This window comes from Janibacter sp. FSL W8-0316 (assembly GCF_038004165.1).
Taxonomy (GTDB): Bacteria; Actinomycetota; Actinomycetes; order Actinomycetales; family Dermatophilaceae; genus Janibacter; species Janibacter indicus.
Map to the genome: position 1 here is coordinate 1,190,900 of NZ_JBBOQX010000001.1, position 26,764 is coordinate 1,217,663.

Sequence of the window (26,764 nt, forward strand, 5' to 3'; positions counted from 1 at the left end):
TCAGACGTCGTAGGTCGCGTCCGGGCGGGCCAGCTCGACCTCGCCCGGCCACACGGCGGCGGCCTCGGCGCGGCAGACCTCGGGGTCGTTCCACGCCGGGATGTGGGTGAGCATCAGGCGCCCCACTCCCCCGGCGGCGACGGCGGCCTCGGCCGCGCGACGCCCGGTGAGGTGGATGCCGCGGGCCTCGTCTCGCCCCTCGACGAAGGCGGAGTCGACGAGCACGAGGTCGGCGTCGGCGAAGAGCGGGGTCAGCGCGTCGCAGGCATCGGTGTCGCCGCTGTAGGCGAGCACCCGACCGTCGGCCTCGACGCGGAACCCGTAGGCCTCGACCGGGTGGTTGACGAGGAAGGGCCGGACCACGAAGGGCCCGATGTGCGTCGGCACGCTCGTGGAGAGTCGGCGGAAGTCGAGGACCCCGGTCATGCCGGCCTCGTCGATGCCCTCGTAGGCCGCGGCGAGGCGCTCGGCCGCGCCTGCGGGACCGTAGACCGGCAGGCGCTCGGTGAGCGCACCCTCGGGCCGGTAGGTGCGGGTGACGTACATGCCGGTGAGGTCGATGCAGTGGTCGGGGTGCAGGTGGCTGAGCACGACGGCGTCGAGGTCGGCGGGGTCGGCGTGCCGCTGCAGGGCGCCGAGCGCGCCGTTGCCGAGGTCGAGCACGATGCGCCAGGTGCGCCCCTCGTGCTCGGCCGTCACGAGATAGCAGGAAGCCGGCGACTCGGGGCCCGCGAAGGACCCGGAGCACCCGACGACGGTGAGCCTCACGACTCTTCCCCCATGTTGCCGAAGACGTCCGCCACCTCGGGGCCGAGGAAGCGGCGGGCCAGCGACCGGAAGCGATCCGGGTCTCCCGTGGTGGTGAAGCCGTGCCCCGGAGCCGGCAGCGACTCGGGACGCAGCAGGTCGTGGTCCGCAAGGACACGGTAGACGTCCTTGGCGGTTTCCTCGGCCGATGAGACGAGGGTGACACCCTCGCCCATGACGTAGGACAAGGCACCGGTGAGCAGCGGGTAGTGCGTGCAGCCGAGGACGAGCGTGTCCACCTCCGCCTCACGAAGGGGGGCGAGGTAGCCGCGTGCCACCTCCAGCACTTCCGGCCCGGACGTCGTCCCGGCCTCCACGAGCTCGACGAAGCGCGGGCAGGGCTGGGAGACGACCTGTGCGGTCGGCGCGGCGGCGAATGCGTCGAGGTAGGCGCGGGAGCGGTGCGTGCCCTCGGTCGAGATGACCCCGATGCGGTGGTTGCGGGTCGCGAGCGCCGCGCGGCGCACCGCCGGTCGGATCACCTCGATGACCGGCACGTCGTACCGCTCGCGGGCGTCGTGCAGGACGGCGGCGCTGGCGGTGTTGCACGCGATGACGAGGACCTTGACGCCGTGCTCGACGAGCCGGTCGAGGCACTCGAGCGCGTACTCACGGGTCTGCGCGATCGGCCTGGGGCCATAGGGCGCTCGCGCCGTGTCACCGAGGTAGGCGACCGACTCGTGCGGCAGCTGGTCGATGACGGCGCGCGCGACCGTCAGCCCGCCGAAGCCGGAGTCGAAGATGCCGATGGGCTGGGCGGCCGTGGCCGGCCCGCTCACTCCTCGTCCTCGCCGGTGAGCGCGCGGGTCAGCGACTCCTGCAGCCACGTGAGGAAGTCGTAGACGCCGAGGGCGAAGACCGCCGGGTCGTCGGCGTCGAGCGTCTCGATGAGCTCCTCGAGCCGGGTCGCGTCCTCGTCGGTGCGCAGCCCGAGCCGCTCGCCCATGACTAGGCGCACGTCGGTGAGGGCGACGAGCACCTGCGGCGCCTGCGCGCGGGTGACGACCCACCGGTCCTCGTCGACCGACTCGAGGGTGCGCACCGTGGTCGCGAGGCCGTCGTGCTTGCGCTGGCGCAGCCCCTGCTCGGTGAAGCGACGGAACTCCGCGGCCTCCTGCTCGTCCTCCCGGTTGCCCGTGGGGAAGAGCCGGTCGAGCGCCGGGTCGCGGTCGTGGTCGAGACCGAAGGCCCGGTCGGGGACCCCGACGCCCGCAGCACCCTGCTCGGTGTCCGTGGCGAGGTCACCCAGCCCCGCGACGATCGCCTCGAAGGGGTCGGCGTGCTCCCCCTTCGTCACGGAGGCGGGGGCGACGAGGTCCATGACCTGCAGGCACAGCCCTGCGACGACCGCCCGCTCGTTGTCGTCCATGAGCGCGACGAGGTCGTCCCCGTCCGCGGCAAAGGCGTGGGCCATCAGGTGTCCTTCTGGAAGGTCGCCCACAGGCCGTAGCCCTGCAGCGCCTCCGTATCGGCTTCCATCTGCTCCTTGGGGCCGTGCGCGACGACGGCGCGGCCCTTGAGGTGCACGTCCATCATGAGCTTCTCGGCCTGCTGCTTCGGATAGCCGAAGTGCGTCTGGAAGACCCAGGTCACGTAAGACATGAGGTTGACGGGGTCGTTCCACACCAGCGTGATCCACGGGGTGTCGACGGCCTCGACGACGTCGGGCTCGGACGTCTGCTGCTCGGCTGGGGCGATGGACACGCCCTCCAGCCTAGAGTGGCCGGCGTGACGATCCGACCCAGCACCGCCCTGCTCACCGATCACTACGAGCTGACGATGCTCCAGGCCGCCCTGCGCAGCGGCGCGGCGTCGCGTCGCTGCGTCTTCGAGACCTTCGCGCGGCGGCTGCCGAGCGGGCGCCGCTACGGGGTCCTCGCCGGCACCGGTCGGGTGCTCGACGCCATCGAGGACTTCCGCTTCGGCCCCGAGGAGCTGCGCGACCTGCGCGAGCGTCGGGTCGTCGACGAGGACACCCTCGGGTTCCTCGCCGACTACCGCTTCGACGGCGACATCTGGGGCTATGCCGAGGGCGAGACCTACTTCCCCTACTCCCCCGTGCTCGTCGTCGAGTCCGACTTCGCCCACGGTGTGATCCTCGAGACGGTGATCCTGTCGATCCTCAACCACGACTCCGCCGTGGCCTCGGCCGCGTCGCGGATGACCGGTGCCGCCGGGTCGCGGCCGGTCATCGAGATGGGCAGCCGCCGCACGCACGACGAGGCGGCGGTCGCGGCGGCGCGGGCGGCCTACATCGCCGGATTTTCCTCCACCTCCAACCTCGAGGCGGGCCGGCGGCACGGCGTGCCGACGGGTGGCACCGCGGCGCACGCCTTCACCCTGCTGCACGAGAGCGAGCGCGAGGCCTTCGAGGCACAGGTGGCGTCGCTGGGCGTCGGCACCACCCTGCTCGTGGACACCTACGACGTGACCGAAGGGGTGAACACCGCCATCGAGGTCGCTGGCACCTCGCTCGGTGGCGTGCGTCTCGACTCGGGTGACCTCGTGGTCCAGGCGAGCGAGGTCCGAGAGCAGCTCGACGCGCTGGGCGCGACCGAGACCAAGATCGTCGTCACCTCCGACCTCGACGAGTACGCCATCGCGGCCCTCGCGGCCGCCCCCGTCGACACCTATGGCGTCGGCACCCGGGTGGTCACCGGGTCGGGCCACCCGACCGCGTCGATGGTCTACAAGCTCGTCGCCCGCGAGGACGACGAAGGGCGGATGATCGGCGTCGCCAAGAAGAGCAAGGACAAGCAGTCGGTCGGCGGGCGCAAGTACGCGCTGCGTCGACGCAACCCATGGGGTGTCGTCGAGGCCGAGGTGCTCGGCATCGGCGAGCAGCCCGTCGGTGACGCCGACGACCGCGACCTGCTCGTGCAGCTCGTCGAGGGCGGCGAGGTCGTCGGGCGCGAGCACGCGAACCTCGAGGGCGCGCGTGCCCGGCACGAGGCCTCGGTCGCCGAGCTGCCCCGCTCGGCCCACCAGCTGAGCCAGGGTCAGCCCGCGGTCGAGACGGTCTTCCTCACCGACACCCCCTAGGACGTCCCTCACAGCGCCCCGCTCCCGGATGTGCGGGCAGAGTAACGCGGCCTTTACGTACTCAGACCGGGCGCGAAACACGGTCTTGCAAGCCTCCCGGCATGACCACGACGCTGCCCACGAGCACCGCTGCCGCAACACCCACCGCTGGTCCCGTCCGCCGAGCCGGGCGCTGGATCGACCACTGGGACCCGGAGGACGCGGGCTTCTGGGCCGCCGGGGGTCAGGCCGTCGCCCGCCGCAACCTCGGGTGGTCGGTGCTCGCCGAGTTCCTCGGCTTCTGCGTGTGGGCGCTGTGGAGCGTCGTCGTCCCGCAGCTGAACGGCGTCGGCTTCGCCCTCACCCTCGACCAGCAGTTCTGGCTCATCGCGGTGCCGAGCCTCGTCGGCGCCTTCCTGCGGGTCCCCTACACCTTCATGGTCCCGCTGGTCGGCGGGCGCAACTGGACGATCATCTCGGCGCTGCTGCTCCTGCTGCCCACTCTCTCCCTGGCCTGGGTCGTGGGCCGGCCGGAGACCCCCTTCGCGCTGCTCCTCGGCATCGCCGCACTCGCCGGCTTCGGCGGGGGCAACTTCGCCTCGTCGATGACCAACATCTCCTTCTTCTTCCCCGAGGCGGAGAAGGGGAAGGCCCTGGGGCTCAACGCCGCTGGCGGCAACCTCGGCACCGGCATCGTGCAACTCGTCGTCCCCGCCGTGATCGCGATCGGCGCCGGGATCCACCTCGAGCGGGCCGGCCTGCTCTTCGTGCCGCTCGTGCTGCTCGCCGCGCTCGGCGCCTGGCGCGGCATGGACAACCTCAGCACCGCGCGGTCCGACCACCGCAGCTGGGCGAAGGCCGCGACCCACCCCCACACCTGGATCATCTCCTTCCTCTACATCGGCACCTTCGGCTCCTTCATCGGCTACTCGGCGGCCTTCCCGACGCTGCTCAGGAGCCAGTTCCCCGAGGTGACGACGTCGATCGCCTTCGTCGGCGCGGTCCTCGGCGCCGCGAGCCGACCGCTCGGCGGGATCATCGCCGACCGGCTCGGCGGCGCGCGGGTGACCATCGCGGCCTTCGTCGTCATGGGGCTCGCCGCGGGGCTGGCGATCCTCGCCCTCTCCGCGCACTCCTTCGTCCTCTTCCTGCTCGCCTTCCTCGTGCTCTTCACCGGGGCCGGCATCGGCAACGGCGCGACCTATCGGATGATCCCGGCCGTCTTCCGGGCCGGGGTCCGCGACGGTGAGGAGCTCGCGATCGCCCGGCGCAGTGCCGCCGGCTGCATCGGGATCGCCGGCGCGGTCGGCGCCGTCGGCGGCTTCCTCGTGCCGCGCGGCTTCGCGATGTCGACGACGAGCTTCGGCTCCCTCGTTCCCGCGATCGGGGTCTTCATCGCGGCCTACGTCCTCATGGCGGCGCTCACCTGGGCGGTCTACGTCCGCCGCGGCTCGCGCCTGGCCGACGAGGGCATCTGATGGTCGACAGCCACTGCCCGTACTGCGCGCTGCAGTGCGCGATGTCGTTGGAGCGGGTGGGTCTCGGGACTGCAGGTCTCGAGGGTCGGCCGCGGACGGCCTCCCACCAGCGAATTGAGGTGGAGGGCCGCGACTTCCCGACCAACCGGGGCGGCATGTGCCGCAAGGGGTGGACGTCGGCCGAGGTGCTCCGCGCCCCCGACCGGCTCACCACTCCCCTGGTGCGCGGCTCCGACGGCGAGCTGCACCCGATGGGCTGGGACGAGGTGCTCGACCTCCTCGCCGACCGGCTCCGGGCGATCGCGGACGAGCACGGGCCCGACGCGGTGGCCGTCTTCGGCGGTGGTGGGCTGACGAACGAGAAGGCCTACCAGCTCGGCAAGTTCGCCCGGATCGCCCTGCGCACCAAGCACATCGACTACAACGGCCGCTTCTGCATGGCCTCCGCCGCGGCCGCCGCCAACCGGTCGCTCGGGATGGACCGGGGCCTGCCCTTCCCCGTCACCGACCTCGACACCTCCGGCGCGATCCTGCTGCTCGGCAGCAATGTCGCCGAGACGATGCCTCCCTTCGTCGGGCACCTCGCGGGAGCTCGCGCGGCCGGTGGGCTCGTCGTCGTCGACCCGCGCCGCTCGGCCACGGCCGACCTCACCGACGACGGGCAGGGCGTCCACCTGCAGCCCGTCCCCGGGACCGACCTCGTCGTGCTCCAGGCGCTGCTGCACGTCGTCCTGGCCGAGTCGCTCGCCGACGAGGCCTACCTCGCCGAGCGGACGAGCGGGCTCGACGACGTCGCCCGCTCCGTCGCCGCGTGGTGGCCCGAGCGGGCCGAGCAGGTCTGCGGGGTGCCCGCTGACGACCTGCGGGCGACCGCTCGGCTGCTCGCGGCGGCCAGCCCCGCACGGGGAGGCGCGGGCGTCCACGTCCTCACCGGGCGCGGCGTCGAGCAGTCCAGCCAGGGCACCGCGACGGTCACCGCCGCGATCAACCTCGCCCTCGCGCTCGGCCTCGTCGGGCGCCCAGGGAGCGGCTACGGCGCCCTCACGGGTCAGGGCAACGGCCAGGGTGGGCGCGAGCACGGGCAGAAGGCGGACCAGCTGCCCGGCTACCGGATGATCGCCGACCCGGCCGCCCGCGAGCACGTCGCCGCGGTCTGGGGCGTCGACGCCGACGACCTGCCCGGCCCGGGCCTGCCGGCCGTCGAGCTGCTGCGCTCCCTCGGCACCCCCCGCGGACCCCGGGCACTTCTCGTCCACGGGGCCAACCCCGTCGTGAGCGCACCCCGCGCCGATGCCGTCGCCGATCGACTGCGCGCACTCGACCTGCTCGTCGTCTGCGACGTCGTCCCCTCCGAGACCGTCGCCCTCGCCGACGTCGTCCTGCCCGTCACGCAGTGGGCCGAGGAGGAAGGCACGATGACCAACCTCGAGGGCCGGATCATCCGTCGCCGCAAGGCGATCGATCCGCCCGAGGGAGTCGTCTCGGAGCTGTGGGTGTGGTCGCAACTCGCCGCCCGCCTCGATGCCCCGGGCACGTGGTCGACGGTCCCGTCGGAGGTCTTCGACGAGCTGGCCAGGGCGAGCGTCGGCGGCCGCGCCGACTACTCCGGGCTGAGCCACGCCCGCCTCGACCGAGAGAGCGACCTGCACTGGCCCTGCCCGGCCACCGGCGAAGGGGAGGCCCTGCACCCGGGCACCCCGCGCGCCTTCCTCGACGACTTCCCCACGCCCGACGGCCGTGCCCGGCTCGTGCCCGTCGACCACGTCGGCCCGGCCGAGGACCTGCGGCGCGATGCCCCGCTCTTCCTCATCACCGGGCGCGTCCTCGAGCACTACCAGTCGGGGGCACAGACCCGCCGGGTGGCAGCGCTCCTCGCGGCGCAACCGACCCCCTTCGTCGAGGTGCACCCACTCCTCGCCCACCGCCTGGGCATCGAGGAGGGCGACCAGCTCGACCTGCGCACCGCGCGGGCCACGGTCAGCGCGCCCGCGCGGATCACCGACCGGGTCCGGCCGGACACGGTCTTCATGCCCTTCCACTTCGCCGGTGCCGGGAGCGTCAACCGGGCGACCAACGACGCGGTCGACCCGATCTCGTCGATGCCGGAGTTCAAGGTGTGCGCCGTCGACGTCGCCGCCAGCACCACCGATCTCGTCCCCGAGCCGCTGGAGGTCAGCGCATGAGCCACGTCGTCGTCATCGGGTACGGGATGGTCGGGTCCCGATTCGTCGAGGACCTCACGGCTGCCGACCACGCCGGTGAGCACCTCGTGACGGTCCTCGGCGACGAGGCCTGCGAGCCCTACAACCGGGTCCTGCTGAGCGACGTCGTCGCGGGCACGCGCGGGCTCTCGTCGATCACCCTGCCGGCCGCCGACCACCCGCGCGTCACGGTGCAGCGCGGCGTCGCGGTGCGGGCGATCGACCGCGAGCGCCGCGACGTCGTGCTCGCCGACGACACGCGGGTCCCCTACGACGAGCTCGTCATCGCCACCGGGGCGGCCGCCCGGGTCCCGACGGTCCCGGGTCTCGGTAACGGTCCCGGTCGGGGTGACCTGCCGACCGGGGTGCACGTGCTGCGCTCCATCGACGACGCCCGCGAGATCATCGCGGCGACCCTCAACGCCCGCCGCGCCATCGTCCTCGGCGGCGGCGTGCTCGGCCTCGAGGCCGCGAGCGGGCTCGCCCGACGCGACCTCGCCGTCACCGTCGTCCACCCCTCCCCTGCCCTCATGGAGCGCCAGCTCGACGAGGCCGCCAGCCGGGTCGTCGAGTCGACCCTGCGCCGGAACGGTGTCGACCAGCGGGTCGGAGTCGGGGCGCAGGAGATCGTCGTCGAGGAGGGCCGGCTGCGACGGGTGCACCTGACGAACGGCGAAGTGCTCGCCGCCGACCTGCTCGTGCTGTCGACCGGCACCGTACCCAGCACCCAGCTGGCCGAGGCGGCCGGGATCGACGTCGACCGCGGCGTCCTCGTCGACGCCGACCTGACGACGAGCGACCCGCACGTGCACGCCATCGGTGATTGCGCCCAACCTCCCGGCGGCGCCAGCGGCCTCGTCGCCCAGGGGTGGGAGCAGGCCCGCCGTCTCGCCGACCTGCTCACCGGCCGCGACCCCGAGACCGTGACCACCGGCGTCGGCGACGTCGTCAAGCCCAAGACCCACGGCGTCGACATCGTGACGATGGGCGTGTGCGGCAGCGGCCGGGCCGACGAGCCCGGCCTGCGCGTCGTGCAGCTCAGCGACCCCTCCGCCGGCCGGCACCTCGAGATCGTCGTGCGCGACGGCCTGCTCCTGGGCGCCACGACCGTCGGCGCGGGTCGTGTCGGCACCGACCTGATCACCACCTACACCCGCCGCACGCCCCTGCCGGCCGACCCGGCGCACCTGCTGCTGCCGGCGGTCGCGCCTGCGGCCACGACGACGCGACGGGACTCCCCTTCGCTCATCCCGGACCGGGCGACGATCTGCCGGTGCAACGGCGTGACGAAGGGGGACATCCGCACCGAGTTCGCCTCCGGCGCAACGACGCTGGAGCAGGTGGCCGCGAGCACGCGGGCGACGACCGGCTGCGGCGGCTGCACCGACGCCGTGTGCGGGATCCTCGACTGGCTCGGCGCCGACGCAGGCCCCTCACAGCCCGCGACCGCGCCTGGTGAGGACGGGTTCACACCGGGGAAACACGACCAAGACCGAGCCGAAACGAGGGCTTCCTAAGTTGAGCGCCATGCCAGAGACCACCACCCCCACCACCGGGCCGCAGCAGCTCGTGATCGTCGGCGGCGGCATGGTCGCCCGCCGGCTCGTCGACGCACTGCGTGCCCGCGACGACGCCGGCCGGTGGGCCGTCACACTGCTGTGCGAGGAGCCGCGCGCGCCGTACGACCGCGTCGCGCTCACCTCCTACTTCACCGGGCGCCACCCCGAGGACCTCGCCCTCGGCGGGCAGGAGCTGTGGGACGACCCGCTCGTCACGCTGCGCCGCGGTGTCCGGGCCGAGAGCATCGACCGCGACGCGCGGACGGTGACGACGAGCACCGGCCAGGTCCTGCCCTACGACTCGCTCGTCCTCGCGACCGGCTCCTACGCCGCCGTCCCGCCCGTGCCGGGCAAGGACCTGCGCGGGGCCTTCGTCTACCGCACGATCGACGACGTCGCCGACCTGCGCGAGTTCGTCGAGACCCGCCGCGAGGAACTCGACCGGCCGGTGCGCGGCGCGGTCGTCGGCGGCGGCCTGCTCGGCCTCGAGGCGGCCGGTGCCCTGCGGGCGCTCGAGGTCGAGACGACGGTCGTGGAGTTCGCGCCGCGCCTCATGCCGCTGCAGGTCGACGAGGGAGGCGGCGAAGGCCTCAAGCGGCTCATCGAGGGTCTCGGCGTCTCGGTGCGCACCTCGACCGCGACGTCGAAGATCGTCGGCGAGCGCGGAGCCGTCTCCCGGATGAGGTTCAGCGAGGGTCCCTCGCTCGACGTCGACGTCGTCGTCTTCGCCGTGGGTGTCCGTCCGCGCGACGAACTGGCCCGCGAGGCCGGTCTCGAGATCGGCGAGCGCGGCGGAGTCGTCGTCGACGACGCCTGTGCCACAGCCGATCCCGCGATCCACGCGATCGGTGAGGTCGCCTGCATCGGCGGTCGTTGCCTCGGTCTGGTCGCCCCCGGCTACACGATGGCCGAGATCGTCGCCGACCGGCTGCTCGGCGGCGCCGGGACCTTCCCCGGGGCCGACCTGTCGACCAAGCTCAAGCTCCTCGGTGTCGACGTCGCGAGTTTCGGCGATGCCTTCGCCCAGGAGCCCGGCTCGCTCGAGGTCGTCATCTCCGACCCGGTCGCGGGGGTCTACAAGAAGCTCGTCATGAGCGACGACGCCCGCACCCTGCGCGGCGGCATCCTCGTCGGCGACGCCAGCGCCTACTCCTCCCTTCGCCCGATGGTCGGTCGTGAGCTCGGCGGCGACCCCGCGGCCTACCTCCTGCCCGAGGGTGCGGCACCGGCGCCCGCCGGGGACCTGCCGGACGAGGCCGCCGTCTGCTCCTGCAACAACGTCACCGCCGGCGAGATCCGCTGTGCCGTGGGCGAAGGGGGCTGCACCGACCTCGCCGGGGTCAAGGCGTGCACCAAGGCCGGCACGAGCTGCGGCTCCTGCCTGCCGCTGGTCAAGAAGCTCGTGACGAGCGAGCTCGCCGCCGCCGGCGTCGAGGTGAGCAGTGCGCTGTGCGAGCACTTCGAGCAGTCGCGGGCGCAGCTCTTCGACATCGTGCAGGTCCAGGGCCTGCGGACCTTCAGCGAGATCATCGAGCGCCACGGGACCGGCCGCGGGTGCGACATCTGCAAGCCGGTCATCGGCTCGATCCTCGCCTCGCTCGGCACCGGGCACATCCTCGACGGCGAGCAGGCGACGCTGCAGGACACCAACGACCACGTCATGGCCAACCTGCAGAAGGACGGCTCCTACTCGGTCGTCCCGCGCATCCCGGGCGGCGAGGTGACGCCCGAGGGACTCATCGCCATCGGCGAGGTGGCCCGGGAGTTCGGCCTCTACACGAAGATCACCGGCGGCCAGCGGATCGACCTCTTCGGTGCCCGGATGGACCAGCTGCCCGGCATCTGGCGGCGGCTGGTCGACGCCGGCTTCGAGTCGGGTCACGCCTACGGCAAGTCGCTGCGCACGGTGAAGTCCTGCGTCGGCTCGACGTGGTGCCGCTTCGGCGTGCAGGACTCCGTCGGCCTCGCGATCGACCTCGAGCTGCGCTACCGGGGCCTCCGCTCACCGCACAAGATCAAGCTCGGCGTCTCCGGGTGCGCCCGTGAGTGCGCCGAGGCCCGCGGCAAGGACGTCGGCATCATCGCCACCGACAAGGGGTGGAACCTCTACGTCGGCGGCAACGGCGGCTTCACCCCCAAGCACGCCCGCCTGCTCGCCGAGGACCTCGACACCGAGACGCTCGTGCGCACCATCGACCGCTTCCTCATGTACTACGTGCGCACCGCCGACCGCCTGCAGCGCACCGCCCCCTGGGTCGAGGAGCACGAAGGGGGTCTGGACGCGATCCGTGCCGTCGTCATGGACGACAGCCTCGGCATCGCCGACGACCTCGACGCCGCGATGGCCGCGCACGTCGGCAACTACCGCGACGAGTGGGCGGCCACGCTCGCCGACCCCGACAAGCTGGCCCGCTTCGCGTCCTTCGTCAACGCCCCGGACGCCGTCGACGACTCGCTCGCCTACGTCGGCGAGCGCGGCCAGGCCCGCCCCGCCACCCCGCAGGAACGCTCGGACGCGTCCGTCCTCATCGCCGGCACGACCCTGGAGGTCCGCTCATGACCACTGCTCCCCCGCAGACCCGGGTGCGTCTGTGCGCCCTCACCGATCTCGTCCCCGAGCGTGGCGCCGTCGCCCTCGTAGACGGACTGCAGGTCGCGCTCGTCCGCACCCACGACGACGTCGTTCACGGCATCGACAACCTCGACCCCTACAGCGGCGCCCACGTCATCGCCCGCGGGCTCGTCGGCACGCGGGGCGGGGTCCCGACGGTCATCTCGCCGATGTACAAGCAGGTGTGGGACCTGCGCACCGGCGCCTGCCTCGACGGTGCCGGCAGTGACCCGGTCGACCTGCGGACCTGGCCCGTGGCGGTCGTCGACGGCGAGGTCTGGATCGAGCCGTCCGGCAACGAGGTGACGGGCTCCCCCTTCGACCGTGGCGTCACGTGAGCCTGCCGCAGCTCCTCGCCGGGTGCGTCGTCCTCGTCACCGGGGACCGGCGTGCCGGTGACCTGCGCGCCGCCCTCGAGCGGCGCGGTGCCCGGGTCGTGCACACCCCGGCGCTGACGATCGTGCCGCACACCGCCGACGCGGAGCTCGTGGAGCGGACCCGGGCACTGCTCGCCGCACCGCCCGACGTCGTCGTCGTGACGACGGCGATCGGGTTCCGCGGGTGGGTCGAGGCGGCCGACGCCGCCGGACTCGGCGAAGAGCTGCACGACGTGCTCGACGCCACCCGGATCATCGCCCGCGGGCCCAAGGCCCGGGGTGCGATCCAGGCCGCCGGGCACGACGCCGACTGGGTCGCCGAGTCGGAGACCTCGGCCGAGATCCGCGACTTCCTCATCACCGAGGGCGTTGCCGGACAACGGATCGCGGTCCAGCACCATGGCGCCGGGTGCGAGGAGCTCGACGTCGACCTCGCCGCCGCCGGTGCCTTGGTGACTCCCCTCGTCGTCTACCGGTGGGGCCCACCACCGGACGCCGACGCGGTGACCTGCGGCGTGCAGCAGGCGGCGGTCGGCGACGTCGACGTCGTCGTCTTCACCTCGGCACCGGCCGCGGCGGCCTGGCTCGACGCGGCTCGGGACGCCGGCGTCCTGCCGTCGATCGTCGGCCGGGTCCGCACCGGCCGTCTCGTCGTCGCGGCCGTCGGGCCGGTCACCGCGCGCCCGCTGGAGCACGTCGGCATCAGCCCGCTGCTCCCGGAGCGGGCCCGGCTGGGGTCGCTCGTGCGCGCCGTGGTCGGCCACTACGAGGCGATGATGGCCACCGCCGTCGAGACCGTCGCCGGACCGCTGCAGCTGCGCAGCACCGCCGCGCTCCTCGGCGACCGGGTGCTCGCCATCTCCCCGAGCGGCCTGTCCGTGCTCCACCTGCTCATGGACGCGAAGGGGGATGTCGTCACCCGCGCCGACGTCCTCGAGGTGCTGCCCGGCGACTCCGCCAGCGGTCACGCCGTCGAGGTGGCCGTCGGCCGGCTGCGCGAGGCCATCGGTGACCGCCGCGTCGTCGAGACCGTCGTCAAGCGGGGCTACCGCCTGGCCACGGCCTGAGGCAATCCGCGTGCGGCCGCGCCGGCCGGGAGGGTGAGCGGATGACCTCCCGGATAAGGGAGCCACCCCTCCCTTCGCCCGCCCGGGCAGATCCGTGCCACGGTGGAGCAATGCGTGCACTCGAGGACCTCACCCGCACCCTCGACCGGCTGCTGGGCGCCGGCGACCTCGCGGGCTGGGCGGTCGGCGTGGCCGATCCCGACGGAGCGAGCGTGCGCGTGGGCGGGGCCCGCTCCCCCGGCGGAGCGCCGATGACGCCGGACACCCAGGTCGCCCTCAGCTCGTGCACCAAGCCGATCGGGGGCGTACTCGCGCTGCGAATGGTCGAGCTCGGAGCGCTCGCCCTGGACGAGCCGGTCGCGCCCTGGCTGCCCGAGCTCGCCGAGCCGCGCGTCCTCGTCGGTCCCGAGGCCGACCTCACCGCCACCGTCCCCGCCGAGCGACCGATCACGCTGCGCCACCTGCTGACGATGACCCCGGGCTTCGGGTGGATGATCGAACCGGGCCCGCTTGCCGACGCCCTCGCCCGTGAGCAGGTCGCCCCCGGCCCCTTCTGCCCACCCATGTCACCCGACGACTTCATGCGCCGGCTCGGCAGCCTGCCGCTGGCCGACCAGCCGGGCACGGCCTGGCGCTACCACACGAGCAGCGATGTCCTCGGGGTGCTGCTCGCCCGGGCCACGGGGACGAGCGTCCCCGAGCTGCTCACCGAGCACGTGCTGCAGCCGCTCGGGATGACCCAGACCGGCTACACCGCCACCCGCCTGGCCCCACCGCTGGCACCCGAGGAGGGAGGGCCCGGGCCCGTCGAGCTCCCGGCAGGCACCTTCGTGGCCCCACCTCCCTTCGCATCGCTCGCCACCGGGCTCGTCTCGACCCTGCCCGACCAGCTGGCCTTCCTGCGCTCGCTCGTCGGCGGGCCCGCCGTCCTCTCGCCGGCGTCCCTCGTGGCCCTGCGCACCGGCACGCTCACCGACGAGCAGCGCCGCACCGCAGCGGGGTTCATCGAGCCGGGCTGCGACTGGGGCCTCACCGTCGAGGTCCGTCCAGGCGGGCAGGTGGGCTGGGCCGGCGGCCTGGGCACCATCGGCTACGCCGACCCGGCCACTGGGCGGGCCGCCTTCCTCGCAACGGCGGTCACCGTCGACTCCCCCGCGACGATCACGGCCTTCGACAGCTTCTGGGGCCTTTTCGACTGAGCGACATGGCATCCTTCACAGGCATGGGCCGCGCACTCGTCCTCGTCGACATCCAAAACGACTTCTGCGAAGGGGGCTCCCTCGCCGTCACCGGTGGAGCCGCGGTCGCCGCACGGGCGGCTGAGCGCGTGCTCGACGACTGGCAGGGGCACGACCTCGGGCACCGCGACTACACCGCCGTCGTGGCCACCGCCGACTGGCACCACGACCCGGGCGAGCACTGGGCGGTCGACGGCGAGCCTGACTACGCGACGACCTGGCCGGTGCACTGCGCCGCCGACACCCCGGGCGCGGAGTTCCACCCCGCGCTCGAGCCGGCTCTGGCGCACCTCGACGAGGTCTTCCGCAAGGGGATGACGGACGCCGCCTACAGCGGCTTCGAGGGGGTCGCCGCCGGCGACGGGCACACCGGGCTCGCCGGCTGGTTGCGCCACCACGGCATCACCGACCTCGACGTCGCTGGCATCGCCACCGACCACTGCGTGCGCGCCACGGTCCTCGACGGGCTCCGCGAGGGCTTCGCCGTGCGCCTGCTCACCGACTCGATCGCCGGGGTCGCTCCCGCGACCACCGAGGCCGCCCTCACCGAGATGATCTCCGCCGGCGCCACGACGGACGCCTCGTGAGCGCACCCCTGCCCCCGGTCATGGCCGGGCGCACCGTCCTGATCACCGCCGACCGCCGCAGCGAGGACCTCGCCGACGCCTTCGCCCGCCGCGGCGCCGCGATCCGTCACGCGCCCGCCATGACGATCGTCCACCACAGCGACGACGAGCAGCTCGTCGACGACACCCGCGCCCTGGTCGCCGACCCGCCCGACGCGCTCGTCATCACGACGGGGGCCGGCCTGCGGGGGTGGATGGAGGCCGCCGAGGTCGCCGGTCTCGACGACGCGCTGCGCGCGGCCCTCGCCGACGCCTACATCGTCGCGCGCGGCCCCAAGGCCAAGGGAGCGCTCATCTCCCGCGGTCTGCGCGCCGACTGGGTCGCCGAGTCCGAGACCGCCGCCGAGATCATCGAGCACCTGCTCGACCGCGGTGTCGAGGGCACGACGGTCGCCGTGCAGCACCACGGCAACGGCTCCGACGGCATCGACGACGCGCTCGCGCAGGCCGGGGCGAGGGTCGCTCCCTTCGTCGTCTACCGCTGGGGTCCCGCGCCGGACCCCGCAGCAGTGACCGCATCCACCCGAGAGGCGGCTGCCGGCGAGATCGACGTCGTCGTCTTCACCTCGGCTCCTGCCGTGGCCTCGTGGTGGACCGCCGCCGAGGAGGCCGGGGTCGCCGACGCGATCGTGCGCCGCTCCCGCGACGACCTGCTCGTCGCCGCCGTCGGACCGGTCACCGCGGCACCGCTACGGGCGAAGGGGGTCGAGCCGCTCGTCCCCGAGCGCAGCCGGATGGGCGCGCTGATCCGCGCGGTCCTGCTCCACTTCGGCGACGCCGGCGACTGAGCGCGTCCGTCAGCGCGGCTGACGGCCCCGGACGACCTGGGTGCCGGCGATCTTGTCGTGCAGCGCCTGACGTCGCGGGTCCTTGGCCGGCCAGATGAGGTCGGCGAGGGTGACGAAGACGACGAGATAGCTGACCAGCGGGATGAGGGAGAAGACCCCGACCGACAGCGGCAGCAGCATCCGCATGAAGGCAGTGCCCGCGCTGATCCGCCCCGGTCGTTCGACCTTGCGGACCGAGATGCCGAGCAGCATCTTGCCCGGCGTCGCGCTGCGGGTGCTGAGGAAGCCGACGTGGTAGACGGCCTGGAGGAGCAGCGAGAGCCCCGCGGCGATGAAGAAGTACTGCCAGTCGAACATGCCGGTCAGCTCGGCGGGGGTGAGGTCGTTGACGGCGTCCTGGTTGCCGTCGAGGGCCGCGCCGTAGACGAAGTCCCAGTAGTCGGCCATCCACAGCCACCACGCCCAGCCGGTGACGAGCAGGTTGAGCACCGCGACGACGAGTCCGTCGATGAGGTAGGCACCCGCACGGGCGCCGTAGCTCGCGAGGGGTTGCCCGTCCTCGGTCGTCGGTTCGGGGGCTGCTGCGTACCCGGAGTAACCCGAGTGGCCGGGGTGGCCGGGCCCTGTCGGTTGCTGCCACTGGGGCGCGCTCGGCTGCTGGGTCTGGCGACCGAAGACGTCGGTGCCGGGAGCTGCGTGCCCGGGGACGTCACCGGCGGGCGAACCGCCCTCGACGCCGGCTGCCGGGTCGGCCGGCACCCGGGCCACCCGCGTGCTCTTGGGCTCGGTGCGCTCGCTCCAGATGATGCCGTCGAAGTACCGCAGCCGGGAGTCGTCGTCAGGATCGTCGTACCAGCCGGCGCGGTCGGGGGTGCTCATGCCCTCACGATCTCACGACGCCCGCGTCGCCTCGGACATCCCTCGCTCCGTGCCGTCGACCACCGAGGGCGCCGGGCGCCGCGCGCGCCGCCGGTGCACCACCACGATGGTGACGACCACGGCGACGATGGCCACGGCGGCGAGGGTGGCGCCGACCGGAGAGCGGGCCGCGGCCGCGAGCCACGCACGCGCGGCTGCCAGCCCGACGGTTGCGTAGATCGTGGCCCACACGATCGAGCCAAGGGTCACTGCCGGCAGGTATCTGCGGAGCGGCATCCGGGTCACCCCGGCGGTCGCGTTGACCGCGGTCTGGATGCCGACGGTGAAGAAGCACAGGACCACGGCGATCGGCCCCCACCGGTTGACGAGGTCGCGGGCACGCTGCCAGGCGGGTGAGCCCTCCCCTTCGACCTTGCGCCATCGGCGGCCCCCGGCGGCGGCCCCGCGGCCCAGCCAGTAGGTCGCATTGGCCCGGAGCATGACGATGACGAAGAGCGCCGTGAAGGCCGGGAGGAACTGGGACCAGGTCACGCAGGCCCGCCGGCGGCTGCGTGCTCGGGGGCACGCGCCGCGCCGAGGTCGGCGAAGACGCGCCGGTTGAGCTCGAAGCTGTCGACCGCCGCGTCGAGGACCCGGCGTCGCGTGGCCTCGTCGAGCACCAGCGAGTCCAGGGTGGCCCGGTAGGCGTCCTTGTAGGGCTTCGGCTTGGGGATCTCCTCGAAGTGGTAGAACCTCAGACCCGCCGGGTCGATGCCGTAGTGCCGCTGCACCATCCGCGCGATGATCTGCCCGCCGGACAGGTCGCCGAGGTAGCGCACGTAGTGGTGGGCGAGCATCGCCTCGGGTGTGTGCCGCTCGCGCAGCTGCGCCGCGTAGTCGGCCGCTGCGGGCACGATGTGGATGTCGCCGGCGTCGAGACGGCCGTCGACGTCACCGCCGCACAGATAGGCCATGTCCTGCTCGAGCGCGGCGACCCGGTCGAGGCGGTGGTCGAGCACCGGCGCGACGAAGGGGTGGTCGGCGTAGTGCCCCCACAGCACCTCCTCGAGCGCCCGGTAGATGACGAGCTGCCGTGCCACCAGGGCGACGAAGGCCGGTCGGCAGGCGAGCCCACCCATGAGCTGCTCGACGAAGGCCGAACCCTCGGCGTCGTCGTGGGCCGAGGCCGTCTCGGTGCGCAGGGCGAGCGACAACGGCTGGTTCATGGGTGCTCCAGATGAGGTGAGGGTTACCTCATCCTAACTGGCGGACGCTGCCGCACGACAGAGGCGAGAAGCGCCGTCATCCGCTCCTCGCCCCCGTCCCGACGTGGTGACGTCAGAGGTTGCCGCGCTTGTCCTGCTCGCGCTCGATCGACTCGAAGAGGGCCTTGAAGTTGCCCTTGCCGAAGCCGAGCGACCCGTGCCGCTCGATGATCTCGAAGAAGACCGTCGGCCGGTCACCCAGCGGCTTGGTGAAGATCTGCAGCAGGTAGCCGTCCTCGTCGCGGTCGACGAGGATCTTGCGCTTCTTCAGCTCCTCGATCGGCACCCGGACCCGCCCGATCCGCGCCCGCATCTCCGGGTCGTCGTAGTAGGCGTCGGGGGTGTCGAGGAACTCGACGCCCTCCTTGCGCAGCTCGTCGACGGTGCGCAGGATGTCGTTGGTCGCGAGCGCCAGGTGCTGGGCGCCGGGCCCGGTGTAGAACTCGAGGTACTCGTCGATCTGCGACTTCTTCTTCGCGATCGCCGGCTCGTTGAGCGGGAACTTCACGCGGTGGTTGCCGTTGGCGACGACCTTGGACATCAGCGCGGAGTACTCCGTCGCGATGTCGTCCCCGACGAACTCGGCCATGTTGACGAAGCCCATGACCCGGTTGTAGAAGCCGACCCACTCGTCCATCTTGCCCAGCTCGACGTTGCCGACGATGTGGTCGAGCGCCTGGAAGAGCCGCTTGGGCGCGCCCTCGCGCTTGACGAAGGCGGAGCTGCGAGCGACGTAACCCGGCAGGTAGACGCCGGTGTACACCGACCCGTCGCCTGCAACATTCACGCGCTGCACGAGCGTGTGGCGGGTCTCGCCGTAGGTCGCGATCGCGGCGATGCGCACCGAGCCGTGCTCGTCGCTCACCGTCTCGGGCTCCTGCAGCACCGTGGCGCCGGCCGCCTTGGCCTGGGCGATGCACTTGTCGACGTCGGGGACCTCGAGCGAGATGTCGACGACGCCGTCACCGTGCGCGGTGTGGTGGGCGATGAGCGGGCTGTCCGGGCTGACCGCGCCCTTGACGACGAAGCGGATCGAGCCGGACTTGAGGACGAAGGCCTTGTGGTCGCGGTTGCCGTGCTCCGGCCCCGAGTAGCCGACGAGCTCCATGCCCCAGGCGCTCTGGTAGTAGTGCGCCGTCTGGGTCGCGTTGCCGACGACGAAGACGATGGCGTCCCAGCCCGTCACCGGGAAGGGATCACGCTCCTCGTCGTAGTCGACGAGCCCGACGAGCTGCTTGAGCTGGTCGAGGTCGAGCTCGGCCTCGCGCTCCTGCCTGGTGAGTTCAACCGCGGTGTTGGACATGGCGTCAGGATGCCGCCGCGCTCCCGGCTGTGCAACGGACCCGACGAAGGGTGCACACGCTGCGCAATCTGTTGCCGTCACGTCGGTGACGAGCAGACAATGTGACCATGAGCACCGTCCCCACGCCGTCCAAGGTCGTCGACGACCTCGACGCCCGCCTCCTCGCCCTGCTCTCGACGAGCCCGACGATCGGGGTCCTCGGCGCCTCACGGGAGCTGGGCGTGGCCCGCGGCACCGTCCAGGCGCGCCTCGACCGCCTTAGGACGAAGGGAGTGATCCGCACCCTGGCCCCGACGATCGACCCGGCGGCCCTGGGCTACCCGGTCACGGCCCTGTGCACCCTCGAGATCCGCCAGCGGCTCGGGCACCAGGCCGTCGTCGACCACCTCACCGCGATCCCGGAGGTCCTCGAGATCCACAGCACGACGGGCGTCGGCGACCTGATCATCCGGATTGTCGCGACGGACAATGCCGACCTCGGCCGGGTCATCGACGCGATCATCGACGACGTGCACGTCGTGCGGGCGAGCACGTCGATCTGCCTCGTGACCCACCTCGAGATGCGCACCGGTCCCCTCGTCGAGGCGGCCGCGCGTCGTCAGTGACCGGCCGGCCGGGCGCCTCGCGTCTAGATCTTGTCGGCGAGCAGCAGCCAGGCGAAGATGATCGTCCCGATCGTCATCCCGAAGTGGGCGACCTGCGACAACCAGGGCCCGCGCGTCCACGAGTCGCCCTCGAAGGCCTCGGAGTGCCGCGACCCCGTCCGCCGCCACCGGCCGAGGAAGCTCAGCCCGATGAGCGAGGCGATGACCATGCAGATGATGGCCAACCACGTCGCGCCCGTCGACGAGTGCACGTCGAGCAGCCGGAGCGAGATGAGCCCCAGCCCGACGAAGAGCGTGATCGAGTGGGCGTTGAGCACCCACCCGGAGAAGTCGGTCATCCCACGCTCACCCTTGGACCGCCGCAGTCGGAGCGGGGTCAGGACGAGCACGAGGACGCCCAGGCCCACGAGGATCCACGCGAAGACGGTCATGGACCCATGATGCCCGCACCGTCCGCCCGATAGGGGGAGGTCGGGTCGCTCAGAAGGTCACCGACGCCCGACGAACCAGCGCCGGATCCGCTCGATCCGCTCGGTCACCTGCTCGCTCGTCGCCTGGGCGAGCTCGGGCCCCCCGCAGGCGCGCCGCAGGTCCATGTGGATGTTGGCGTGGGGTGCACCGGTCTTGGTCGCATAGGCGGCGACGAGCTTGTTGAGCTCCTTGCGCTGCGAGGCCAGGGCCCGGTGGGCCGCGATCGGCGCGTCGTCGTCCTTGCGGGTGCGGCCCGTCTTCTTCGACTGCTTGGTCTGCCGCTCGCTGAGCAGCGCGTGCACCTGGTCGGGCTCGAGCAGCCCGGGCAGGCCGAGGTAGTCCTGCTCGTCCTCGGAGCCGACCTCGGCGTGCAGACCGAACTGCTGCTTGTCGTAGAGCACGTGGTCGAAGTGTGCGTCGGACTCAAGCGCCTCGAAGGACCCGAGCAGGTCGTCGCTCGCGCTGTCGGCGCGGTTGGCGGCGGCGAGCATGCCCTCCTCCTCCGACCACAGGGGCGCCTCGTCCTCGGCGGCCTCGGGCCGGTCGAGGGCGTGGTCACGCTGCTCCTCGAGGGTGCCGGCGTGGGCGAGGATCACCGGGACGCTCGGCAGGAAGACGCTCGCGGTCTCACCGCGACCACGGGCCCGCACGAAGCGCCCGACGGCCTGGGCGAAGAAGAGCGGGGTCGACGTCGACGTCGCGTAGACGCCGACGCACAGGCGGGGCACGTCGACCCCTTCGCTCACCATGCGCACCGCGACGAGCCAGCGCGAGGTGCTCGCCGAGTAGTCCTCGATCTTCTGCGAGGCGCCGTTGTCGTCGGACAGGACGACGGTGGGCTTCTCGCCGGTGAGCTCGGTGAGGATCCGGGCGTAGGCACGGGCCTGGGTCTGGTTGGTCGCGATGACCATCGCGCCGGCGTCGGGCACACCGCGACGCACCTCGGTCAGCCGCTTGTCGGCGGCGGCGAGGACCGACGGGATCCACTCCCCCTTCGGGTCCAGCGCGGTGCGCCAGGCCTGGGCCACGAGGTCCTTGGTCATCGGCTCGCCGAGCCGCGCGGCCACCTCGTCGCCGGCGCGGGTGCGCCAGCGCATCGCCCCGCCGTAGGCCATGAAGAGCACCGGCCGGACCACGCCGTCCCGCAGGGCCTCGGAGTAGCCGTAGGTGTAGTCGCTGCTCGACCGGAGGATCCCGTCGTCGCCGTACTCGTAGCCGACGAAGGGGATGGGGTTGGTGTCGGAGCGGAAGGGGGTCCCGGTGAGTGAGAGCCGCCGGACCGCGGGCTCGAAGGCCTGGCGGATGCCGTCACCCCACGACTTGTTGTCACCGCCGTGGTGGATCTCGTCGAGGATGACGAGGGTCCGCTCGGCCCTGGTGCGGCTCTCGTGGACCGAAGGGCGGGACGCCACCTGGGCGTAGGTGACGGCCACCCCGTCGTAGTCGCTCGAGGTCACCGCGGTCGTGTTGGAGAACTTGGGGTCGAGGTGGATGCCGACCCGAGCCGCGGCGTCGGCCCACTGGGTCTTGAGGTGCTCCGTCGGCGCGACGACGGTCACGCCGGTGACCTCGCCTGCGCTGAGCAGCTCGGCGGCCACCCGCAGCGCGAAGGTCGTCTTGCCGGCCCCCGGGGTCGCGACGGCGAGGAAGTCGGTGCGCCCGGACTGCAGGTAGAGCTTGAGGGCCTCGGCCTGCCAGGCACGCAGGGCTCCGGCGGTACCCCACGCCGCCCGTCTCGGGAAGGCGGGTGACAGGTGGGACGCAGCAGACTGACTCATCGCAGGGTCACCTTAGATCGCCGAGGTGACGTCCTCCCAAACGGTCCGTCAGCACCGCGCGTCCTGGGCGACCATCGTCTGCAGGCCGGTGCCGATCACACCGTGATGGTCGGCGAGCGTCGTGCGGACCGTGCCGCCGTGGCCGGGCGTGGCGAAGGCCTGCGAGTCCATCCGCACCCACTCCCCCTCCGGGTCACGGTCGAGGACGACGTGCAGGTCGCAGTTGATGTAGGTGTGCCGTCGCGGGTCGACGGTCATGGTGATCCCGCCGCCCGAGTCGGCGAGCACGAGCGTGCGCTCCCACGGGCTCGGCTCCTCGTCGGGCAGCAGCGGGACGAGCTGGCGCCCCCACGCGGTCGCAGTGCCGCCGGTACCGACCCCACCCTCGACGAAGCGCCATTCGATGACCGCCACGTAGCCGTCGGCGTGCATGCCCGGCAGCTCCAGGCGCGACGAGGTGTCGGTGGCACCGGGCACCGCACCGATGCCCTCGGCGCGCCGCCCGGTGAGGCGCGGGAAGTCCTCGGGCGCCCGCGTGATCCGCCAGGCTCGGGCGACGGCGACGGGCCTGCCGGCGGTCGACGCCGTGGCCTGGAGCAGCTGCATGGACCGACCCCCGCGGAGCAGCTCGACGTCGACGGTGAGCGGCGCGACGGGGATCGGGCCGAGGATGTCCAGCCGCACGTCGGCCAGGCGGGTGCCCGGTGCCGGCTCGTGGCGTTCCATGGCCCGCGCGAGCAGGGCCGCAGGTGGCCCAGCGTGCTGGGCGTGCGGGCTCCACGGTCCGGCCGTGGCCCGAAGGGAGTCGAAGGTGGTCTCGTCGAGCTGACGGTAGAAGGACTCCACTCCGGCGGTCAGTCCTCTCCGTCCTGCGGGTCGCGCAGACCGTCGTAGATCTCCTTGCAGATGGGGCAGACGGGGAACTTCTCCGGGTCGCGACCGGGGACCCACGTCTTGCCGCACAGCGCCTTGACCGGCTCGCCGGAGAGGGCGCTCTCGAGGATCTTCTCCTTGCGCACGTAGTGGCTGAAGCGCTCGTGGTCGCCGGGCTCGGCCAGCTGCGGCGTGGGCTCGGTCCGCTCGAGGACCGAGGTCGACGTCGAGGGGCCGCCGGGGTCGGCGATCGGGCCTCCGGGCTGGCTGGGGTCGGCAGGCGTGCTCATGCCTCCATCGTAGGACGCGCCCGGTCAGCCTGACGGCGTTGGTGTCACCCGGTCCCCCATCTCCGGGCAACCGGGTGGCGCCAAGGCCGACAGGTGACAGCAACGCTGCCAGCCGCCCGCGCGAGGTCAGTTGAGATCCGGGTCGACCGGGTAGGTCGACACCCATCCGAGCGAGCCGCCCTGGCGCCGCAGCACCCGCCGCCACAGGGTCGTGGGGTCCTCGTCGAAGACGTCACCGATCTCGGCGTCGACGACGTACCAGCCGCCCCGGGCGCGCTCCCCCGCCAGCTGCTCGGCGCTCCAGCCGGAGTAGCCGGCGAAGATCCGCAGGGCGCTCACCTGGGGCCAGATGATCTCCTGCGGCGAGTCGAGGTCGACGAGCGAGATCGCCCCGAAGAGCCGCTTGATCCCCGGCGGGGGCTCCTGGTCACCCGGCAGCCCGGCGATGCCGATGGCTGAGTCCAGCTGGACGGGGCCACCCTGGAAGACCCGCTGCGGCGCGCTGGCACCCGACTGCCAGCCGGGCAGGACGTCGTCGACCGGGGTGTCGAGCGGACGGTTGAGGATGACGCCCTCGGCCGTCTCGTCGTCGTGCTGCAGCACGAGCACGACGCTGCGGGCGAAGAGGTCGTCCGTCAGGTCGGGCGTCGCCACGAGCAGCTTGCCGGCGAGCGAGGTGTCCATGCTCCGACCCTAGTCGCGCGGACGACCCCGGTAACCACCCTGTCGACCGCCACGGCCGCCGCCACCACTGGCACCGCGACCACCACGACCGCCGCCGCGGTGGTCCCGGGCTCCGCGCGGTCCGCGGGTGCCGGAGTGCCGGCGTGCCGGTCGGGGGTCGACGAGCTTGCGGAAGTCCGCGTCGGAGATCGGCTCGCCGCTCGGCTCGGTGGCGCCCATGGCCGTGAGGACCTCGTCGTCGAGCGCCGTCTTGGTCGGACGAGCCTCGATGCCGGCCTGGTCGGCCATCCGGGTGACCTCCTTGCGCTGGTGCGGCAGGACGAGCGTGACGACGACGCCGGCCTCGCCGGCGCGCGCCGTGCGACCCGCCCGGTGCAGGTAGTCCTTGTGGTCGGCCGGGGGGTCGACCTGCATGACGAGCGAGACGTTGTCGACGTGGATGCCGCGCGCAGCGACGTCCGTGGCGACGAGCACCGGCAGGGTGCCGCTGCGGAAGGCGCCGATCGTCTTGTTGCGGGCGGACTGGGTCAGCCCGCCGTGCAGCGGCGCGGCCGCCACGCCGGCGTCGCGCAGCTCGCCGGCGATCCGCTCGCAGCCGAGCTTGGTGCGGGCGAAGATCACGGTGCGGCCGGGGCGCGAGGCGATCCGGGCGGTGATCTGCTTCTTGATGTTGGGCTCGATGAGCAGCAGGTGGTGGTCCATCGTCGAGACGCTCGCGGCGGCCTCGTCGGTGCTGTGGGTCACCGGGTCGCTCATGTAGCGGTCGACGAGGTCACCGACCCCGCGGTCGAGCGTCGCGGAGAAGAGCAGGCGCTGCCCGCCGTCGGCACAGTCGTCGAGGATGCGGGTCACGTCGGTCAGGAAGCCCATGTCGGCCATGTGGTCGGCCTCGTCGAGGACGGCGACCTCGACCTCGTCGAGCGTCAGGGCGCCCCGGTCGAGCAGGTCGACCAGACGCCCCGGCGTCGCGATGAGGACGTCCACTCCCTTGTCGAGGGCCGCGGTCTGACCCGTGTAGGACAGGCCACCGGCGACGAGCTTGATCCGCAGGCCGCTCACGTGCACGAGCGGCTCGAGCGAGTCGCTCACCTGCATGGCGAGCTCACGGGTCGGCACGAGGACCAGACCGCGCGGCTTGCGGCTGCGCGCCCGGCCGCCGGCGAGGCGAGCGAGCATCGGCAGGCCGAAGGCGAGCGTCTTGCCCGATCCGGTCTGACCGCGGCCGAGCACGTCCTTGCCCGCGAGGGCATCGGGGATCGCAGCGGCCTGGATGGCGAAGGGGGTGGTGATGGCATCGCGGGCGAGCCGCTCCACGAGGACCTCGGGCAGCCCGAGGGCGGCGAAGCCGTTGTCCTCGGCGACCTCCACGGGGCCGGTCAGTGAGGTGCGGGCGGACGACGTCCAGGTGTCCGCCTCCTGACGCAGCACGTCCGGGTCCTCGACCTGCTCGGTCCGAGGCGCGAAGCCGCGCTGCTGCTGCTCGCGCTCGAAGCGCGGCGTCGCGCCACGGCGACGGTCGCCGCGGTCGTCGCGGCGCTGGAAGCCACGGTCGTCCCGCTCGCGACGCTGGTAGCCACCCCGGTCGTCACGGTCGTCGCGGCGCTGGTAGCCACCCCGGTCGTCGGAGCGGTCGTCCCGACGCTGGTAGCCGCCACGGTCGTCACGGTCACGGCGCGGTCGCCCGCCGCGGTCCTCACGACGCTCCCATGTCCGCTGACCGCGGTCCTCGGTGCCGTCGCGTCGCACGCGCTTGGGGCGCTCGCCGGCGGGCGCGTCCTCACGGTCACGCCAGCGCTCCTTGCTCCGGGGCGCGTCGCTCGGGGCCTGGCCGCGGTGGTACGGCTTCTTGGGGCCCTTGGTCACGGCCTTCTTCTTGGCGGCGTTCTTCTGGGCGGTGGTCCAGCGGGCTTTTTTCTTCGCAGGCACGGGTCGACTCTCTCGGTCTGTGTGTGATGGGTAAACCCGCAACTCCGGCGCGGGTCGACACAGCAGAGGTCGAGGCGATCGTGCGAGCTTCTATGGTCGGCGACGTCGTGGGCGCCGAACCACAAATAGTACCCCTATTGCCGCCAGCGCGGTCCCGGCGAGGTCGGCGGCGACGTCCCATGGGTCACCCGAGCGGTGCGCGAGTGCGGTGTGCTGGATGATCTCGCTCACAGGGGCGTGGACGGCGCAGAGCGTCACGACGACGGGCCACCACCCCCTTCGCCCGAGGCCCGCGACGAGGACCGGCAGGGCGAAGACCATCGCGTGAACCGCCTTGTCCCCGTGCGGTATCGGGGACGGCGGGCCGGGCGCCTCGGGTGCGTAGAGCACGACGGCCTGCACCGCGACGGCCAGCGCCACCGCTGCCGTGACGAGGTGTCGCCGAGGTGTCGAAGGGGTCACCGTGACAGCACAGCACACCACCGGCACCACCCCCCACGGCCGGTCCGGCCTACAGTTGCGGTCATGAGCAAGATCACCGAACTCGATCTCGAGAGCTTCCGCTCCGCCGTCACCGGCGAGGGAACGGTCATCGTCGACTTCTGGGCGAGCTGGTGCGGCCCGTGCCGTCAGTTCGCCCCGGTCTTCGAGGCTGCGGCGGACGCAAGGGACGACATCACCTTCGGCAAGGTCGACATCGACGACAACCCGGAGCTGGCCTCGATGGCCAATGTCTCGTCCGTGCCGACCCTCATGGCCTTCCGCGACGGCATCCTGCTGCACCAGAGCGCCGGGGCGCTGCCCAAGGCGCAGTTCGACCAGCTCCTCGATGCCGTCCAGGACGTCGACATGGACGAGGTCAAGGCGCAGGTCGCCGCCCGCGAGACCTCGCAGGGCTGAGCGCAGACGCACCCGACCTTCGGCATGAGACCGAAGGG

Annotated in this window: 27 protein-coding genes; 12 read left to right on the forward strand and 15 right to left on the reverse strand. The window is 72.6% G+C overall.

Annotated elements, in window-relative coordinates:
* The 4 genes from NYE39_RS05870 to clpS are packed head-to-tail and all read right to left on the reverse strand — an operon-like array spanning position 1 to position 2,511.
* A complete protein-coding gene (locus NYE39_RS05870) occupies positions 1-768 on the reverse strand; it encodes an MBL fold metallo-hydrolase (RefSeq protein ID WP_072625091.1) in 768 nt (255 codons plus the stop codon).
* Positions 765-1,586 carry a glutamate racemase gene (gene murI / locus NYE39_RS05875; RefSeq protein WP_185220517.1) on the reverse strand — a complete coding sequence of 274 codons (822 nt, stop codon included), beginning with the start codon at positions 1,584-1,586 and terminating at the stop codon, positions 765-767. The genes NYE39_RS05870 and murI overlap by 4 nt, the downstream gene beginning before the upstream one ends.
* Entirely contained in the window at positions 1,583-2,221 is a 639-nt protein-coding gene (locus NYE39_RS05880; RefSeq protein WP_341012107.1) for a DUF2017 family protein, read from the reverse strand. Before NYE39_RS05880 ends, murI begins: the two co-directional genes overlap by 4 nt.
* Positions 2,221-2,511, reverse strand: a complete 291-nt coding sequence (gene clpS / locus NYE39_RS05885) for an ATP-dependent Clp protease adapter ClpS (RefSeq protein WP_084452218.1) — start codon at positions 2,509-2,511, stop codon at positions 2,221-2,223. Before clpS ends, NYE39_RS05880 begins: the two co-directional genes overlap by 1 nt.
* 15 nt (positions 2,512-2,526) lie before the next feature.
* Here clpS and NYE39_RS05890 point away from each other — a divergent pair, with 15 nt between their 5' ends.
* The 10 genes from NYE39_RS05890 (at position 2,527) to NYE39_RS05935 (ending at position 15,773) form a co-directional block, all read left to right on the forward strand.
* Complete coding sequence (locus NYE39_RS05890) at positions 2,527-3,849, forward strand: nicotinate phosphoribosyltransferase (RefSeq protein WP_341012108.1); 1,323 nt, start codon at positions 2,527-2,529, stop codon at positions 3,847-3,849.
* A gap of 101 nt (positions 3,850-3,950) precedes the next feature.
* Positions 3,951-5,306, forward strand: coding sequence for an MFS transporter (locus tag NYE39_RS05895; RefSeq protein WP_341012109.1), 1,356 nt, complete (start codon positions 3,951-3,953; stop codon positions 5,304-5,306).
* A complete protein-coding gene (locus NYE39_RS05900) occupies positions 5,306-7,489 on the forward strand; it encodes a molybdopterin oxidoreductase family protein (RefSeq protein ID WP_341012110.1) in 2,184 nt (727 codons plus the stop codon). Before NYE39_RS05895 ends, NYE39_RS05900 begins: the two co-directional genes overlap by 1 nt.
* Positions 7,486-9,024: an FAD-dependent oxidoreductase gene (locus NYE39_RS05905; protein WP_341012111.1), complete on the forward strand. Its 1,539-nt coding sequence runs from the start codon at positions 7,486-7,488 to the stop codon at positions 9,022-9,024. The genes NYE39_RS05900 and NYE39_RS05905 overlap by 4 nt, the downstream gene beginning before the upstream one ends.
* Before the next feature lie 10 nt (positions 9,025-9,034).
* The gene (nirB, locus tag NYE39_RS05910; protein ID WP_072625099.1) at positions 9,035-11,626 is read left to right on the forward strand and encodes a nitrite reductase large subunit NirB; all 2,592 of its coding nucleotides are present in this window, start codon (positions 9,035-9,037) and stop codon (positions 11,624-11,626) included.
* The gene (gene nirD, locus NYE39_RS05915) at positions 11,623-12,015 is read left to right on the forward strand and encodes a nitrite reductase small subunit NirD (RefSeq protein WP_072625100.1); all 393 of its coding nucleotides are present in this window, start codon (positions 11,623-11,625) and stop codon (positions 12,013-12,015) included. The genes nirB and nirD overlap by 4 nt, the downstream gene beginning before the upstream one ends.
* The gene (locus NYE39_RS05920; protein ID WP_072625101.1) at positions 12,012-13,121 is read left to right on the forward strand and encodes a uroporphyrinogen-III synthase; all 1,110 of its coding nucleotides are present in this window, start codon (positions 12,012-12,014) and stop codon (positions 13,119-13,121) included. Before nirD ends, NYE39_RS05920 begins: the two co-directional genes overlap by 4 nt.
* A gap of 110 nt (positions 13,122-13,231) precedes the next feature.
* Complete coding sequence (locus NYE39_RS05925; protein ID WP_072625102.1) at positions 13,232-14,320, forward strand: serine hydrolase domain-containing protein; 1,089 nt, start codon at positions 13,232-13,234, stop codon at positions 14,318-14,320.
* Between the two features lie 5 nt (positions 14,321-14,325).
* A complete protein-coding gene (locus tag NYE39_RS05930; protein ID WP_341012112.1) occupies positions 14,326-14,946 on the forward strand; it encodes an isochorismatase family protein in 621 nt (206 codons plus the stop codon).
* The gene (locus NYE39_RS05935) at positions 14,943-15,773 is read left to right on the forward strand and encodes a uroporphyrinogen-III synthase (RefSeq protein WP_318843242.1); all 831 of its coding nucleotides are present in this window, start codon (positions 14,943-14,945) and stop codon (positions 15,771-15,773) included. The genes NYE39_RS05930 and NYE39_RS05935 overlap by 4 nt, the downstream gene beginning before the upstream one ends.
* A gap of 9 nt (positions 15,774-15,782) precedes the next feature.
* Here the strand turns inward: NYE39_RS05935 and NYE39_RS05940 are convergent, their stop codons facing one another.
* The 4 genes from NYE39_RS05940 to hppD all read right to left on the reverse strand — a co-directional run bounded on the left by NYE39_RS05940 (position 15,783) and on the right by hppD (position 19,199).
* The gene (locus tag NYE39_RS05940; RefSeq protein ID WP_072625105.1) at positions 15,783-16,652 is read right to left on the reverse strand and encodes an RDD family protein; all 870 of its coding nucleotides are present in this window, start codon (positions 16,650-16,652) and stop codon (positions 15,783-15,785) included.
* 12 nt (positions 16,653-16,664) lie between these two features.
* Positions 16,665-17,183 carry a DedA family protein gene (locus NYE39_RS05945; RefSeq protein WP_072625106.1) on the reverse strand — a complete coding sequence of 173 codons (519 nt, stop codon included), beginning with the start codon at positions 17,181-17,183 and terminating at the stop codon, positions 16,665-16,667.
* Entirely contained in the window at positions 17,180-17,857 is a 678-nt protein-coding gene (locus NYE39_RS05950) for a biliverdin-producing heme oxygenase (protein ID WP_341012113.1), read from the reverse strand. Before NYE39_RS05950 ends, NYE39_RS05945 begins: the two co-directional genes overlap by 4 nt.
* A 112-nt stretch (positions 17,858-17,969) precedes the next feature.
* Positions 17,970-19,199, reverse strand: a complete 1,230-nt coding sequence (gene hppD / locus NYE39_RS05955) for a 4-hydroxyphenylpyruvate dioxygenase (RefSeq protein WP_072625108.1) — start codon at positions 19,197-19,199, stop codon at positions 17,970-17,972.
* A 107-nt stretch (positions 19,200-19,306) separates the two neighbouring features.
* Between hppD and NYE39_RS05960 the strand changes: the two genes are divergently transcribed.
* The gene (locus NYE39_RS05960; RefSeq protein WP_072626278.1) at positions 19,307-19,804 is read left to right on the forward strand and encodes an Lrp/AsnC family transcriptional regulator; all 498 of its coding nucleotides are present in this window, start codon (positions 19,307-19,309) and stop codon (positions 19,802-19,804) included.
* A 23-nt stretch (positions 19,805-19,827) separates the two neighbouring features.
* Here NYE39_RS05960 and NYE39_RS05965 read toward each other — a convergent pair whose 3' ends face one another.
* The 7 genes from NYE39_RS05965 to NYE39_RS05995 form a co-directional block, all read right to left on the reverse strand.
* Positions 19,828-20,235, reverse strand: coding sequence for a hypothetical protein (locus tag NYE39_RS05965; RefSeq protein ID WP_072625109.1), 408 nt, complete (start codon positions 20,233-20,235; stop codon positions 19,828-19,830).
* 57 nt (positions 20,236-20,292) lie between these two features.
* Complete coding sequence (locus tag NYE39_RS05970; protein WP_072625110.1) at positions 20,293-22,053, reverse strand: DEAD/DEAH box helicase; 1,761 nt, start codon at positions 22,051-22,053, stop codon at positions 20,293-20,295.
* A 48-nt stretch (positions 22,054-22,101) separates the two neighbouring features.
* Entirely contained in the window at positions 22,102-22,899 is a 798-nt protein-coding gene (locus NYE39_RS05975; protein ID WP_083546125.1) for a thioesterase family protein, read from the reverse strand.
* A gap of 8 nt (positions 22,900-22,907) precedes the next feature.
* A complete protein-coding gene (locus NYE39_RS05980) occupies positions 22,908-23,216 on the reverse strand; it encodes a DUF3039 domain-containing protein (protein WP_072625111.1) in 309 nt (102 codons plus the stop codon).
* 126 nt (positions 23,217-23,342) lie between these two features.
* Positions 23,343-23,900, reverse strand: a complete 558-nt coding sequence (locus tag NYE39_RS05985; RefSeq protein WP_072625112.1) for a YqgE/AlgH family protein — start codon at positions 23,898-23,900, stop codon at positions 23,343-23,345.
* 9 nt (positions 23,901-23,909) lie between these two features.
* A complete protein-coding gene (locus tag NYE39_RS05990) occupies positions 23,910-25,826 on the reverse strand; it encodes a DEAD/DEAH box helicase (RefSeq protein WP_236953361.1) in 1,917 nt (638 codons plus the stop codon).
* Positions 25,827-25,916: 90 nt separating this feature from the next.
* Positions 25,917-26,288 (reverse strand): VanZ family protein, encoded by a 372-nt coding sequence (locus tag NYE39_RS05995; protein WP_341012114.1) that lies wholly within the window; start codon positions 26,286-26,288, stop codon positions 25,917-25,919.
* 63 nt (positions 26,289-26,351) lie between these two features.
* Between NYE39_RS05995 and trxA the strand changes: the two genes are divergently transcribed.
* The gene (gene trxA, locus NYE39_RS06000) at positions 26,352-26,726 is read left to right on the forward strand and encodes a thioredoxin (protein ID WP_072625113.1); all 375 of its coding nucleotides are present in this window, start codon (positions 26,352-26,354) and stop codon (positions 26,724-26,726) included.
* The last annotated feature ends 38 nt before the right edge of the window (positions 26,727-26,764 follow it).

Bases quoted from the DNA above. Each gene is read 5' to 3' on its own strand.
- NYE39_RS05900 (WP_341012110.1), top strand. From the start codon at position 5,306: ATGGTCGACAGCCACTGCCCGTACTGCGCGCTGCAGTGCGCGATGTCG.
- NYE39_RS05960 (WP_072626278.1), top strand. From the start codon at position 19,307: ATGAGCACCGTCCCCACGCCGTCCAAGGTCGTCGACGACCTCGACGCC.
- NYE39_RS05965 (WP_072625109.1), bottom strand. From the start codon at position 20,235: ATGACCGTCTTCGCGTGGATCCTCGTGGGCCTGGGCGTCCTCGTGCTC.
- NYE39_RS05895 (WP_341012109.1), top strand. From the start codon at position 3,951: ATGACCACGACGCTGCCCACGAGCACCGCTGCCGCAACACCCACCGCT.
- trxA (WP_072625113.1), top strand. From the start codon at position 26,352: ATGAGCAAGATCACCGAACTCGATCTCGAGAGCTTCCGCTCCGCCGTC.
- NYE39_RS05880 (WP_341012107.1), bottom strand. From the start codon at position 2,221: ATGGCCCACGCCTTTGCCGCGGACGGGGACGACCTCGTCGCGCTCATG.
- NYE39_RS05985 (WP_072625112.1), bottom strand. From the start codon at position 23,900: ATGGACACCTCGCTCGCCGGCAAGCTGCTCGTGGCGACGCCCGACCTG.
- nirB (WP_072625099.1), top strand. From the start codon at position 9,035: ATGCCAGAGACCACCACCCCCACCACCGGGCCGCAGCAGCTCGTGATC.
- NYE39_RS05925 (WP_072625102.1), top strand. From the start codon at position 13,232: ATGCGTGCACTCGAGGACCTCACCCGCACCCTCGACCGGCTGCTGGGC.
- NYE39_RS05950 (WP_341012113.1), bottom strand. From the start codon at position 17,857: ATGAACCAGCCGTTGTCGCTCGCCCTGCGCACCGAGACGGCCTCGGCC.
- nirD (WP_072625100.1), top strand. From the start codon at position 11,623: ATGACCACTGCTCCCCCGCAGACCCGGGTGCGTCTGTGCGCCCTCACC.
- NYE39_RS05970 (WP_072625110.1), bottom strand. From the start codon at position 22,053: ATGAGTCAGTCTGCTGCGTCCCACCTGTCACCCGCCTTCCCGAGACGG.
- hppD (WP_072625108.1), bottom strand. From the start codon at position 19,199: ATGTCCAACACCGCGGTTGAACTCACCAGGCAGGAGCGCGAGGCCGAG.
- NYE39_RS05930 (WP_341012112.1), top strand. From the start codon at position 14,326: ATGGCATCCTTCACAGGCATGGGCCGCGCACTCGTCCTCGTCGACATC.
- NYE39_RS05980 (WP_072625111.1), bottom strand. From the start codon at position 23,216: ATGAGCACGCCTGCCGACCCCAGCCAGCCCGGAGGCCCGATCGCCGAC.
- NYE39_RS05940 (WP_072625105.1), bottom strand. From the start codon at position 16,652: ATGAGCACCCCCGACCGCGCCGGCTGGTACGACGATCCTGACGACGAC.
- NYE39_RS05905 (WP_341012111.1), top strand. From the start codon at position 7,486: ATGAGCCACGTCGTCGTCATCGGGTACGGGATGGTCGGGTCCCGATTC.